We start from the raw sequence: 12,566 nt of genomic DNA, 5'->3' as shown, positions 1-12,566 counted from the left end.
CCGGACCCGACAGGAGGATAACCTTAGTCGGCGTCCGCGATGATGTCCGCATAGCGCTGCTGTGCGTCCGCGGCCGTGATCGACGGATCATTCCAGAATTCGACCATCAGGTCAGACAACTGGGTCTGCGTATCCGCTGACAAGGTTTGGTTGCCATCGGGCAGGATGTTGCCAGATGCGAGGATTTCCAAACCCTTCTTCATGCAGTCGTTTGCCGCTGCCAGGTCCACATCGCCACGGATCGGCAACGAGCCTTTGGCGAGGTTGAAGCTCACCTGCACTTCGGGGCTGAGCAAAAGGGCTGCAAGCTCTTTTTGGGCCGCAGTGATCTCTGCATCGTCATTGACAGGGAAGTAGAACGCATCACCACCGGTCGAGATCACTTCGTTCACGCCCAGACCGGGCAGACAGGTGTAATCTTCACCAGCGACCTGACCGGCCACCTGGAATTCGCCTTGCGCCCAGTCACCCATGATTTGCCCACCGGCCTGACCGGTGATCACGAGGTTGGTCGCCTGGTTCCAGTCCTGCACGTTGGAATTTGCAGCGAATGCACGCGCATCAGCGGCAGCCTGGAAAACCTTGGTGTATTCCGGGCCCATGACGGCGTCTGCGTTCTTTTCGACGGTGACCTGAGTCCATGCGTCAACGCCAGCAATGGCAACGGCCATCACGCCGAATGCGCCGGAAGACTGCCAAGGCTGCTGACCCATTGCGAGGGGGATCTTGCCAGCCGCTTCAAGCGCGGGGGCGGAGGCCACGAATTCGTCCCAGTTGCTTGGAACATCAACGCCAGCATCGGCATAGGCCTGATGGCTGAGCCAAATCCACTGCCAAGAGTGGATGTTGACAGGTGCGCAATAGATGCGACCGTCCACGGTGCAGCTATCCAAAAGCGACGTGGGGTTCACGATGTCTTTCCAGCCTTCGGCTTCGGCAACATCGGTGAGATCAAGCAGCAGGCCTGCTTCGATCAGTTCTTCGGCCTGACGGCCATGGTTAAACTGGAATGCACCCATCGGGTCACCACCGGTGATCCGGCTGATCATCACGGGACGTGCAGTGCTACCACCGCCTGCAATCGCGCCATCAATCCATGTGTGATCGGTCTTTTCGTTGAACGCTTTGGCGAATTCGCCGACAGCAGCGGCTTCGCCACCGGATGTCCACCAATGCATGACCTCCAGCTCGACGGCTCCGACGCTTCCGGCTGCACAGATTGCTGTTGCGGACAGTAGTTTTGTTGTGAGTTTCACGATTTCAACCTCCCTGACTAAATCGTTGTAGAAAAGTCTATAACGTTTTAGAGTTATCTGACAACGAAAATAATTAGCGCTAACAAAACACGCGACAGGCGCTTGAAAATATGACGGAACCAGCGCCGCTGGGGGGACGACGCAAGCATGTCAAAGAATGATGAAACCATAAAAACTCGCCCCGGTGATTCGGCCTCAGCACGCGGCGCACGCAAGCAACCGACGCTGAAAACGATCGCTGCTTTGACCGGTCTTGCGGTGCCAACTGTCAGCCGTGCGCTAGGGGGCGCATCTGACATCAGTGCGACCACCCGCGCCCGAGTCCGCGCTGTCGCGGATGAAATCGGCTATGTCCCCAACCGGGCCGGTGTGCGCCTGCGCACCGGACGCACGAACGTTATCGCACTGGTGCTGTCGACCGAACACGAGGTGATGAACCACACCGCCAAACTGATTTCTTCGGTGGCAGCAGGCCTGCGCGAGACGCCGTTTCATCTGAACATCACGCCCTATTTCGGGGACGAAGACCCGATGAAACCGATCCGTTATATTGTCGAGACGCGCTCCGCGGATGCGGTCATCTTCAACCAAACGCGCGATGAAGACCCGCGTGTGGCCTATCTACGCAGCGTCAAGTTTCCCTTTGCCACCCATGGGCGCACCAAATGGTCCGATGAACACGCCTATTACGATTACGACAATGCAGCCTTTGGCGCCTTGGGTGTGCAAGAGCTGGCCAAACGTGGCCGCAAGAACATCCTGTTGGTCGCCCCGCCCACCGACCAGCGTTATGGGAAGGACATGGTCGATGGGTCCCGGACCGCCGGAAGGGAATATGGTGTCAAAGTTGATATCTTGTCCGGGGCTAGCAGCGACAATGCCATGCAGCAAACCGAAGCAGCCATTGATGCGCATATTGCCTCTGGCGCGCCAGTAGACGGGCTGATCTGCGGCTCAAACAGTGCCAGCATCGCGGCCATGTCCGCGGTCGAGCGGGCAGGCATGGTGCTGGGCGACAGCGTTGATCTTTTCAGTAAAGAAGCGATCCCGATCCTCAAGCGGATACGACCGTCTATCCTGACGGTCCATGAAGACGTGGCTGAAACCGGGCGTTTCCTGGCAAAGGCGGCCATGTCGGCGGTTCTGTCCCCCAATGAACCGGCCTTGCAGTTTCTGGAAGTTCCCTCGCACAGCTCTTTGACGGACTACTGATCGGCTTGCGGCATACCGCGGTGCACAACCCACTTGCCTGCGCGCAAATCCCCGGCTAACGTCCGCCCAGCAACGGGAGAACCGGTTTATCCGGTGCCGAAGGCGCAACCGCCCCGGAAACGCTCAGGCCAAAGGACCGTTGCAACGACAAGACTCTGGAGAGTGGCCCTGACAGGCCCGCCGAAGGGATAACGATCTCAGGCCAAAGGACAGAGGGGGCATCACGGCGCGCAATCAGCGCGCCCATGTGGTGCCCGGTGATCCCAACAGATCAGCGTGGCCCGAAAGGGGAACGGGATGAGTGATCTGAAACGCACGCCGCTGTTTGATCTGCATGTGGGCCTTGGGGCCAAGATGGTGCCCTTTGCGGGCTATGAGATGCCCGTGCAGTATGGGCTTGGCGTGATGAAGGAACATCTGCACTGCCGCGCAAAGGCTGGGCTGTTTGATGTCAGCCACATGGGGCAGGTCAAACTGGTCGGCGCGGATGCCGCCGCAGCCTTTGAAACGCTGGTGCCGGTTGACGTGGTGGGCCTTGCCGAAGGGCGGCAGCGCTACGGCTTTTTCACCAATGACGCGGGCGGAATCATGGATGATCTGATGCTCGCCAATCGCGGGGATCATATCTTTGTGGTCGTCAACGCCGCCTGCAAAGACGCGGACATCGCGCATTTGCGGGCGCATCTGAACGGCGTCGAGGTCATCGAAGTGACCGACCGCGCGCTTTTGGCATTGCAGGGCCCTGCGGCAGAGGCGGTGCTATCGAGCCTGAACCCTGCCGTGGCCGACATGGCATTTATGGATGTGGCAACCATTGATCTGAACGGTGCCGCATGCTGGATCTCACGCTCTGGCTATACCGGTGAGGATGGCTATGAAATTTCGGTGCCGGCAGCGCAGGCAGCGGCGCTGGCGAAAGAGCTTCTGGCACATGATGATGTTGAAGCAATTGGGTTAGGCGCGCGCGACAGTCTGCGGCTAGAAGGCGGCTTATGCCTTTATGGACACGACATTGATGACCAGACATCCCCGGTGGAGGCGGCCCTGACCTGGGCGATCCAAAAGGTGCGCCGCACAGGTGGCGACCGCGCGGGCGGCTTTCCAGGTGCCGATGTCATTCTGGCCCAGATCGCGGATGGTACCACACGCAAACGGGTCGGCCTGCGCCCCGAAGGCCGGGCGCCGATGCGCGAAGGTGTGCTTTTGTTTGATGAGGCGGACGCCGTCACCCCCATCGGCAAAATCACGTCCGGCGGTTTTGGCCCGACGGTCGAGGGACCGGTCGCGATGGGCTATGTCAGCACGGGCCATGCCGCCCAAGGCACGGTTGTCTATGGAGAGTTGCGCGGCAAACGCCTGCCGCTCACCGTCACCGCCCTGCCCTTCACCCCCGCAAATTTCAAACGTTAAGACCAAGAGGGAACCATCATGAAATTCACCGAAGAACACGAATGGCTGCGCGTCGAAGATGACGTTGTGGTCGTGGGCATCACCGAACATGCCGCCACGCAACTGGGCGACATCGTCTTTGTCGAACTGCCAGAGGTCGGGACCGAAGTCGTCGTCGATGACGAGGCGGTGGTGATTGAAAGTGTGAAAGCCGCGTCCGACATCCTTGCCCCGCTGGACGGCGAAATTGTCGAAGTAAACGAGGCACTTGCCGACAATCCCGCACTGGTGAACGAGGACCCGCTGGGCGACGGCTGGTTCTTTAAGATCAAGTCGGACGATTTGTCCAAGATGGACGAATACCTGGATGAAGCTGCCTACAAAGCGCTGGTGGAGTAACGCACATGACCTTCAAGCCGACAGATTATCTGCCCTATGATTTTGCCAACCGCCGCCATATTGGCCCCTCGCCCGCTGAAATGGACGAGATGCTGCAGGTCGTCGGCGCGGATGATCTGGCGACCTTGATTGACGACACCCTGCCCCCCGGCATCCGCCAGAAAGACCCGCTGGATTTCGGCAAGCCCAAGTCCGAACGCGAGCTGTTGCACCACATGCGGGTGACGGCATCGAAGAACAAGGTGCTGACCAGCCTGATCGGCCAAGGCTATCACGGCACGATTACCCCCCCCGCGATCCAGCGCAACATCCTTGAAAACCCCGCGTGGTATACCGCCTATACCCCTTACCAACCCGAGATTTCGCAGGGCCGACTTGAGGCACTGTTGAACTTTCAGACGATGGTCAGCGACCTAACCGGGCTTGAGATTGCCAATGCATCGCTGCTGGATGAGGCAACGGCCTGCGCCGAAGCGATGACCATGGCGCAGCGGGTGGCCAAGTCCAAAGCCAATGCGTTCTTTGTTGATGAAAACTGCCATCCCCAGAACATCGCAGTGATCCAGACCCGTGCCGCCCCCTTGGGGATCGAGGTGATCGTCGGCAGCCCCGATGACATGGACGCATCGTCGGTTTTTGGCGCGATCTTCCAATACCCCGGCACTTATGGGCACTTGCGCGATTTCACCGACCAAATCGCAGCCCTGCATGATGCCAAGGCGATCGGCATTATCTCTGCCGATCCGCTGTCACTGACCCTGCTGAAAGAACCGGGTGCGATGGGGGCTGACATCGCCGTGGGCACCACCCAGCGTTTTGGTGTGCCGGTTGGCTATGGCGGCCCACATGCCGCCTATATGGCGACCAAACAGCAATACGCACGCAACATGCCGGGCCGGATCGTGGGTGTCAGTGTCGACAGCCACGGCAACCGCGCCTACCGGTTGTCGCTGCAAACGCGCGAGCAGCACATTCGCCGCGAAAAGGCGACATCGAACGTTTGCACGGCCCAAGCCCTGCTGGCTGTGATGGCCGGGTTTTATGCAGTGTTCCACGGGCCAGAGGGCCTTAAGGCCATTGCCCAGCGCATCCACCGCAAAACCGTCCGGCTGGCGCGCGGGCTGGAAGAGGCCGGGTTCAAGGTTGAGCCTGACGCCTTCTTTGACACCATCACCGTCGACGTGGGCCTGTTGCAGCGCGGCGTGATGCAGGCGGCGGTGAACGAAGGCGTGAACCTGCGCCGCGTGGGCAAGACAAAGGTCGGGATCACGCTCGATGAATATTGCCGCCCCGCCACGATCAAAAAAGTCTGGCGCGCCTTTGGCATTACGGAACGCGACACAGACCTGACCGCGGAATACCGGATGCCCGATGCGCTGGTGCGGCAGTCGGCCTATTTGACTCACCCGGTCTTTCACATGAACCGGGCCGAGACCGAGATGATGCGCTATATGCGCCGTCTCGCAGATCGTGATCTGGCGCTGGATCGTGCAATGATCCCGCTTGGGTCCTGCACGATGAAGCTCAATTCAGCGGCAGAGATGATGCCGGTCAGCTGGCGCGACTTTTCGCTGCTGCATCCCTATTGCCCGAAAGATCAGGCAGCGGGCTATCAAGAGATGATCGACGATCTGTCGGCCAAGCTGTGTGACATCACCGGTTATGCGGCAATTTCGATGCAGCCCAATTCCGGCGCGCAGGGCGAATACGCAGGCCTGCTGACGATTGCGGCCTACCACCGCGCCAATGGTCAGGGGCATCGCAACGTCTGCCTGATCCCGATGTCTGCGCATGGCACCAACCCGGCCAGCGCGCAGATGGTCGGCTGGAAAGTCGTGGCGGTCAAATCGGCCACGAACGGCGATATTGATCTGGACGATTTCCGCGCCAAGGCGGAACAGCACGCCGACAACCTAGCAGGATGCATGATTACCTATCCCAGCACTCACGGCGTGTTTGAGGAAACCGTGACCGAGGTTTGTCAAATCACCCATGACCACGGCGGGCAGGTCTATATCGACGGGGCCAACATGAACGCGATGGTGGGCCTGTCGCGCCCAGGCGATCTGGGCGGTGACGTCAGCCACCTGAACCTGCACAAGACGTTTTGCATCCCGCATGGCGGTGGTGGCCCCGGCATGGGGCCGATTGGGGTCAAGGACCACCTTGTCCCGCATCTGCCGGGCGATCCCAACGGTGGTGAGGGCGCGGTCTCTGCCGCCGCCTTCGGATCGCCCTCGCTTTTGCCGATCTCCTGGGCCTATTGCCTGATGATGGGCGGCGAGGGTCTGACCCAAGCGACGCGCGTGGCGATCCTGAACGCCAATTACATCGCAGCGCGGCTCGCAGGGGCTTATGACGTGCTTTACAAGGGGCCAACGGGCCGGGTGGCGCATGAATGTATTATCGACACGCGCCCCTTTGCCGAACATGGGGTCACGGTCGATGACATCGCCAAACGGCTGATCGACTGCGGCTTTCACGCGCCCACGATGTCATGGCCCGTCGCTGGTACGCTGATGATCGAACCCACGGAATCCGAAACCAAAGCTGAGCTTGACCGATTCTGCGATGCGATGCTGGCGATCCGGGCAGAGATTGACGCGGTGGCAAGCGGCTCTGTCGACTATGCGGCCAGCCCACTGCACAACGCACCGCACACGATGGAAGACCTCGTGCGCGACTGGGACCGGCCCTATAGCCGCGAACAGGGCTGTTTCCCGCCGGGCGCGTTCCGCGTGGACAAATACTGGCCGCCGGTCAACCGGGTCGACAACGTGTTTGGCGATCGCAATCTGGTCTGCATCTGCCCCCCGATGGAGGATTACGCAGAGGCCGCTGAGTAGGCGCCGGACTTTTTGAAAAAGTCCGGCCAAAATCTTTGAAGATTTTGGTGCCCCGCGATAAAGGTCGGTCAAAACGGGAAATGCCATGACACAGAGCACTACAATCGTCCTGTCCAGCGACCACGGCGCGGTGGATTTGCGGCAGGCCATCGCCGCACATCTGACCGCACAGGGCCACACCGTCCGCGACATTGGCCCGGTCACAACCGAAAGCACCGACTACCCCGCGCATGGGCAGGCGGCTGCGGACATCGTCGCGGCAGGAGAGGCTGATCTAGGCATCATCCTGTGTGGCACCGGTCAGGGCATCATGATGGCTGCCAACAAGGTGCCGGGCATTCGCTGCGGCGTCTGCATGGATACCTTTTCAGCCAAGATGATCCGCGCCCACAACGATGCCAATATGCTGGCCTTGGGCGCGCGGGTCATTGGCGAAAGCCTCGCGGTCGAGATCGTGGATGCCTTCATGTCCACCCCGTTTGAGGGCGGACGTCATGCCAAGCGCGTGGATATGATCAAGGCGCTGGAATCCTAACGCCCTGATCTTTTTTTGACATTCAGCCGGGATTTCCTGCCGAAATGTATGCGGTTTTGACTGTGGTATAGAACTCCGCCGCCGCCTTCCCCTGCTCGCGCGGCCCGTAAGAGCTGTCACCGCGGCCGCCGAATGGGACATGGTAATCCGTGCCAGCGGTGGGCAGGTTCACCGTCACCACACCGGTGCGGGCATTGCGCCGGAAATGCGTGGCGCGTGCCAGTGACGTGGTGACAATGCCAGATGTCAGGCCAAAGTTGGTGTCATTGACCACGCCCAGCGCTTCGTCATAGCTGTCAACCTTGATCACGGCGGCCAGAGGCGCGAACATCTCTTCTCGGTTGATCCGCATCGCATTTGTGGTGCCCAGAAACACGCCGGGGGTCATGTAGTAGCCTTCGGTCGGCATCTCGACCCGGGTTCCGCCGCAGACCAGTTCAGCACCTTCGGATTTGCCCAGATCAACGTAGCCCAGATTGCCCTGCAACTGATCCTCGGACACCACCGGTCCGATTTGTGTGCCCGCTTCCAATGCATGCCCGACCTTGAGCGCCTTTGTCGCGGCGATCAGTTTCTCGACAAAGGCGTCATGCACCGCGGCGTGGACGATCAACCGCGAGGATGCCGTGCATTTCTGCCCCGACCCGCCAAAGGCTCCGCCTGCGGCCAGTGCAGCGGCCAGATCCAGATCGGCATCGTCCATCACCGCCAAGGCGTTCTTGGACCCCATTTCCATCTGCACCTTGGTCAGGTTCTGAATGGCCGCCGTGGCGATCCCTTTGCCCACCGGCACCGACCCGGTAAAGGAAATTGCGTTGACCTTGGGGCTTTCGACCAGCCGCTGACCCACGTCGCGGCCCGCACCCATCACCAGATTGAAAAGACCCGGCGGAATGTCCTGTTTGGCGATGATCTCGGTCAGGGCCACGGCAGAGGCCGGCGTGACATTCGCCGGTTTCCAGATCACCGCATTGCCGTAGCAAAGTGCCGGCGCGATCTTCCATGATGCGGTCGCCGTTGGAAAATTCCACGGGCTGATGATTGCGACCACGCCCACCGGTTCGCGCCGCACGTCCACCTCGATCCCGTCACGCACGCTATCTGCGTTTTCACCGATCTGGCGCAGTGTTTCGGCAGCGTAATATGTGAAAAACTGCCCGGCGCGATAAACCTCGCCCTTGCCCTCGGCCAGCGGCTTGCCCTCTTCGCGGCTGAGCAAGGTGCCCAACTCTTCGGCGCGGGCCATCATTTCGGACCCGATGGACATCAGCACGTTGTACTTGCGCTCGATCCCGTAAGCGGCCCAATCCGCCTGTGCGGCCCGCGCTGCATCCAGCGCCTGTTCCAATTGGTCTGCACTGGCCTGCGCATAATGGCCGATCACATCCGACAGGTCAGACGGATTGCGGTTTTCCACCTCTGACGTGCCCGATACCCAGTCACCGCCGATATAGTTTTGATAGCTTTTGGTCATGAATGTTCCCCTTTGGCGCAAATTGCACCATCAGGGTCGCCGCCGTCCAACCCAATTGCCCCTTTCGGCGCGCAAAGGCGACATTCAGAACTGCGCTATGATGTTCAGGAACGCGCCTTGATCATCCCTTGTCAGGTCCGTCAGATCATCCGAGAAGCTGCCAAAATTATAGCCCACCCCAACCTTGAGGTTTGCGTTCAGCGATTTGTAAACCGCACCCAGCGCGCTTGACTCTGACGTGCCCGCATCCACAAGGTTCAACTGCCGCACCTCAATCAGCGCGTCCCAATCCTTGACCACATGCCAGCGGGCAGAGGCCGCGGCGAGCCAGGCATCATTGGCCGCATCCAGATTGCCATCCGCATCCAGCGTCTGGCTGCTGCGATAGCCGACCTTGCCGCCCAGCGTCCATTGCGGGTTCAAGTCATAGGTCGCGTCTAGGCTGACCACATGGCTACGCTGGCGGATGCCGCTGTCGTCGCTGGCATCCCGCAGCCCGTAGAGGTCATAAAGATACCGGTAGCGCGCGAGCACATTCAGCTTGTCATCCTGGGTCGGTCGGAAGGCATAGCCCAGCACCACATCAGCATAATTGCCGTCCACGAGCGTGCTTTGATCGGTCTGGGATCGGGCCAGATCGGCGGAAAAGACCAACCGGCGTTCTTCGTCAATCTTGTAGGCCGCATTGGCCGATACCAGCAGGGTATCGGCGTTCACTTGCAAGCCGTTCTGCAACCCGTCCTCGACCCGGTATTCCACCCGGCCAGAGGCGGACAATTGGTCATCTTCATAGACCACGCCAAGGGTCAGCGCCTGCCGCTCAAAGTCATAAAGATCGCCATCGTCCACGCGTCCGAATTCCAGCGCTGTGGTGATCGACAGCGCGTCATTGGGTGCGTAGGTCAACCCATAGGCGCTGGTCAGGGACCGGTGCCGTCCAAACAGGTCATAGGTATTTTCGCCGAACATATCGACGGTGCTGCTGACGCTTTGGGTGCCACCGGCCACAAACCGGCCCCGGTCGCGGCCATTCAGCACCAGACCATTCAGATCGCGGCCCGGTTCCAACTCGTAGCCCAAATACCGCGTGTTCCCGTTGCCATCATCGCGGCTGGCGGTGATGCGGCCACCGACACCCAGATCGCCGTCAGATACCTCGCCCGCGACGGCCCAGCCGTTGGCAAAGGCATAGGTCCCGCCCACGCCATATCGGTTGTTCTCTGGCAGATCGACCACATCCACGGTCGCCTGCCCAAAGACGTAGACCGATGCGTCATCGCTGGGGCGGTAGGTCACTTTGGCGGCCACGTCCGTGCGGCTGCCGGGATTGGTGCCACCGGTGTTGTCCTGCACTTCCACGCCGACGGCATATTCCCATTGGTCAGAGGCTTCATAGGCCAGCTGCCAGGTGCCATCGACGGTGCGCACTCCGGCCTCATTTTCGTAGTGATCAAAGCCCACCAACAGCGTCAGCCGGTCCAGCAGCTTCACATCCGCCGACAGACCATAGAGCGTTTCATCGCTGGTCACGCCCAGATCAAGCGACGAAAAGCCCGCCGTGCGTTCCTCGTAATAGGCGTTGACCACGCCCTCGCTGCCCAGTCCCAATTCCGCCAGATCGGCTTGCGCTTCGATCTTGACCGCCTGCCCCGCGTCGCCGCTGGCGGCGATGTCATTCACGATCAACCCGCCATCGGCAGAGAATGTACTGTCGAACCCGGTGCCTTCGGATTCCGCATATTCAATTTTGACAAAACTATTGTCCGACAGCGCCAATAGCAGGTCAGCGCCGACCACCCGGTGATCGGTCACGCCGGTTTCATCCAGCATTCCGCTAACCCCGAACCGCAGATTGTCGGTCACCCAGCCCTCGGCCCGGCCACCGTAGGCAAAGCCGTCAACATCGCCTGCCGTGGGCGTGTGTTCATAGGCCGCGACCAACACCACATCGGCGTCGCGCGCCGACCCGATGGAAAACAACCCGTCAGAGGCCGAGGCCTCAATCGGGCGGGTCAGGGTCACGATGCCCTGAATGTAGTTGATTGCGTAATCTTCGCCCGCGATCAGGGTTTGCGTGTCGATCACACGGCCGGTGTCTGGGTCGCGCAATTGGATCGACAGGGATTCAGAGGCTTGGGCAATATCCTGTTTTTCAAGGAAAAAGACCGTGCCGCCTGTGCCAAGGAAGATATCGCGCTGCGGCAGCATGTCGGGCTGGGCGGCATAAAGTGTCAGCGCCGCGCGCGCCTCGCCCGCTGGGGTCACGCTGGACGTCGCCAGCCCCGCCGACAGCCCGTAGAGCGACCGGTCATTCTGCACAAAGCGGTTGTCACCAAGGTCGCTGTCAAAGTCGCCCCATTGCAGGTAGTTCGCCTCGCGCTCGATCCGCAGGAACAGCTTGCCGGACGTGGGTGTGCGGTCTTCGATTGTGCTGTCATCGCCATAAGTGGGGTAGAGATCTGCGGGGTCCACGCGCAACAGCAGCTGCCGGGGGTCACGTTCATCCAACCGGCGAAAGATCTGGTCCAGATCGCCTTCGCCTGTGTCCAGCGACCCGGTGATCCGGGTGCCGCCTGCGGTCTTGCCGTCAAAGAACCCCGCGACACGCCCTGTCTGATAGGTCTCGCGCCCGGTGGTGCTGTCGCCCTCGCGGATGCCAAAGGTCAGATCAGCGGTGGCGACATAGAACCACTCGGCATTGGGGATGGTGATGTCGCGCGTCAGGTCCACGCGCCGGCCAGCACCATTCACGCTGACATCCACGCCATAGTCGCCGGGTGGCAGAATGCGCTGGATCACAAAGCCGCCGCTGCCGTCTGTCGGCACCACCTCGCCCAATGCCACAACCCGCGCACCGGGGGCCACGTCGGCGCCGGATACGGTGACCGCCCCGCCGCTGACCGGGATACCCCGGCGGCGCGCGCTGTCGCTGCCGTCCTCGACGCCCTCGGCCAGACCGCGCGTGTCCGTGCGCATCACCGACAAGGGTGCGGTTTCATCAAACCGGCCCTGCGCGTCATAGACCCGGTGCACCACCACCAGATCGTCACCTTCTGGCAGGGTCAGGGCGACTTGTCCGTTTGGATCAACCGGCACCGTGGCGACCGTGCGCGCGCCGCCAAGGGCCGCGCGGTCAATCACGCGGATTTCACCGCGCTGCACGAAGGCGGGATAGTTCAGCGCCGATTGCAGAGTGATTTGGTCGCCTGCGCGTCCCGGATCACCGACCAGCTCCACGTCCAACCGCGGGTCGGCACCCAGCCCGTCAAAGACCACCTGTACATCAGCATTTGCCAGCGCCACATCGGTGCGCCGCACGGTATCGACCACCACCGGATCACCGATGATCGCATCACCGTTCAGCGAGATGGCAAAGCCGTCTTGCGCCGCGGCAGGGAAAGCTGTGGCAAGGGCCAATGCACTGGTTAGCAGGGCTGTGTTTCGCATGTTCATCA

Annotated in this window: 8 protein-coding genes and 1 riboswitch; of the genes, 5 read left to right on the top strand and 3 right to left on the bottom strand. The window is 60.8% G+C overall.

Annotated elements, in window-relative coordinates; genetic code table 11:
- Nucleotides 1–23: 23 nt before the first annotated feature.
- A complete protein-coding gene (locus tag AB3Y40_RS02530) occupies nt 24–1,256 on the bottom strand; it encodes an ABC transporter substrate-binding protein (protein WP_369437232.1) in 1,233 nt (410 codons plus the stop codon).
- A gap of 147 nt (nt 1,257–1,403) precedes the next feature.
- Here AB3Y40_RS02530 and AB3Y40_RS02525 point away from each other — a divergent pair, with 147 nt between their 5' ends.
- The 5 genes from AB3Y40_RS02525 to rpiB all read left to right on the top strand — a co-directional run bounded on the left by AB3Y40_RS02525 (nt 1,404) and on the right by rpiB (nt 7,637).
- The gene (locus AB3Y40_RS02525) at nt 1,404–2,468 is read left to right on the top strand and encodes a LacI family transcriptional regulator (RefSeq protein WP_369437231.1); all 1,065 of its coding nucleotides are present in this window, start codon (nt 1,404–1,406) and stop codon (nt 2,466–2,468) included.
- A 63-nt stretch (nt 2,469–2,531) separates the two neighbouring features.
- Nucleotides 2,532–2,617: riboswitch (glycine riboswitch) on the top strand.
- 148 nt (nt 2,618–2,765) lie between these two features.
- Nucleotides 2,766–3,878, top strand: coding sequence for a glycine cleavage system aminomethyltransferase GcvT (gene gcvT, locus AB3Y40_RS02520; RefSeq protein WP_369437230.1), 1,113 nt, complete (start codon nt 2,766–2,768; stop codon nt 3,876–3,878).
- An 18-nt stretch (nt 3,879–3,896) separates the two neighbouring features.
- Nucleotides 3,897–4,256, top strand: coding sequence for a glycine cleavage system protein GcvH (gene gcvH, locus AB3Y40_RS02515; protein WP_369437229.1), 360 nt, complete (start codon nt 3,897–3,899; stop codon nt 4,254–4,256).
- 5 nt (nt 4,257–4,261) lie between these two features.
- Nucleotides 4,262–7,102: an aminomethyl-transferring glycine dehydrogenase gene (gcvP, locus tag AB3Y40_RS02510; protein WP_369437228.1), complete on the top strand. Its 2,841-nt coding sequence runs from the start codon at nt 4,262–4,264 to the stop codon at nt 7,100–7,102.
- A gap of 85 nt (nt 7,103–7,187) precedes the next feature.
- Complete coding sequence (rpiB, locus tag AB3Y40_RS02505) at nt 7,188–7,637, top strand: ribose 5-phosphate isomerase B (protein WP_369437227.1); 450 nt, start codon at nt 7,188–7,190, stop codon at nt 7,635–7,637.
- A gap of 22 nt (nt 7,638–7,659) precedes the next feature.
- On the opposite strand, the gene AB3Y40_RS02500 is transcribed toward rpiB, so the two are convergent.
- Both AB3Y40_RS02500 and AB3Y40_RS02495 read right to left on the bottom strand, forming a co-directional pair.
- Nucleotides 7,660–9,111: an aldehyde dehydrogenase family protein gene (locus AB3Y40_RS02500; RefSeq protein WP_369437226.1), complete on the bottom strand. Its 1,452-nt coding sequence runs from the start codon at nt 9,109–9,111 to the stop codon at nt 7,660–7,662.
- 84 nt (nt 9,112–9,195) lie between these two features.
- Nucleotides 9,196–12,564 carry a TonB-dependent receptor gene (locus AB3Y40_RS02495; RefSeq protein ID WP_369437225.1) on the bottom strand — a complete coding sequence of 1,123 codons (3,369 nt, stop codon included), beginning with the start codon at nt 12,562–12,564 and terminating at the stop codon, nt 9,196–9,198.
- Between the last annotated feature and the right edge of the window lie 2 nt (nt 12,565–12,566).

It is taken from the genome of Yoonia sp. R2331 (assembly GCF_041103235.1).
GTDB lineage: Bacteria > Pseudomonadota > Alphaproteobacteria > Rhodobacterales > Rhodobacteraceae > CANMYO01.
The sequence above is the reverse complement of the archived record's forward strand: the minus strand, read 5'-3'. Positions and strand labels throughout refer to the sequence as shown.

Excerpts from the sequence above, each read along its gene's own strand:
- gcvT (WP_369437230.1), top strand. The coding sequence starts at position 2,766 with ATGAGTGATCTGAAACGCACGCCGCTGTTTGATCTGCATGTGGGCCTT.
- rpiB (WP_369437227.1), top strand. The coding sequence starts at position 7,188 with ATGACACAGAGCACTACAATCGTCCTGTCCAGCGACCACGGCGCGGTG.
- AB3Y40_RS02500 (WP_369437226.1), bottom strand. The coding sequence starts at position 9,111 with ATGACCAAAAGCTATCAAAACTATATCGGCGGTGACTGGGTATCGGGC.
- gcvH (WP_369437229.1), top strand. The coding sequence starts at position 3,897 with ATGAAATTCACCGAAGAACACGAATGGCTGCGCGTCGAAGATGACGTT.
- AB3Y40_RS02525 (WP_369437231.1), top strand. The coding sequence starts at position 1,404 with ATGTCAAAGAATGATGAAACCATAAAAACTCGCCCCGGTGATTCGGCC.
- AB3Y40_RS02495 (WP_369437225.1), bottom strand. The coding sequence starts at position 12,564 with ATGAACATGCGAAACACAGCCCTGCTAACCAGTGCATTGGCCCTTGCC.
- gcvP (WP_369437228.1), top strand. The coding sequence starts at position 4,262 with ATGACCTTCAAGCCGACAGATTATCTGCCCTATGATTTTGCCAACCGC.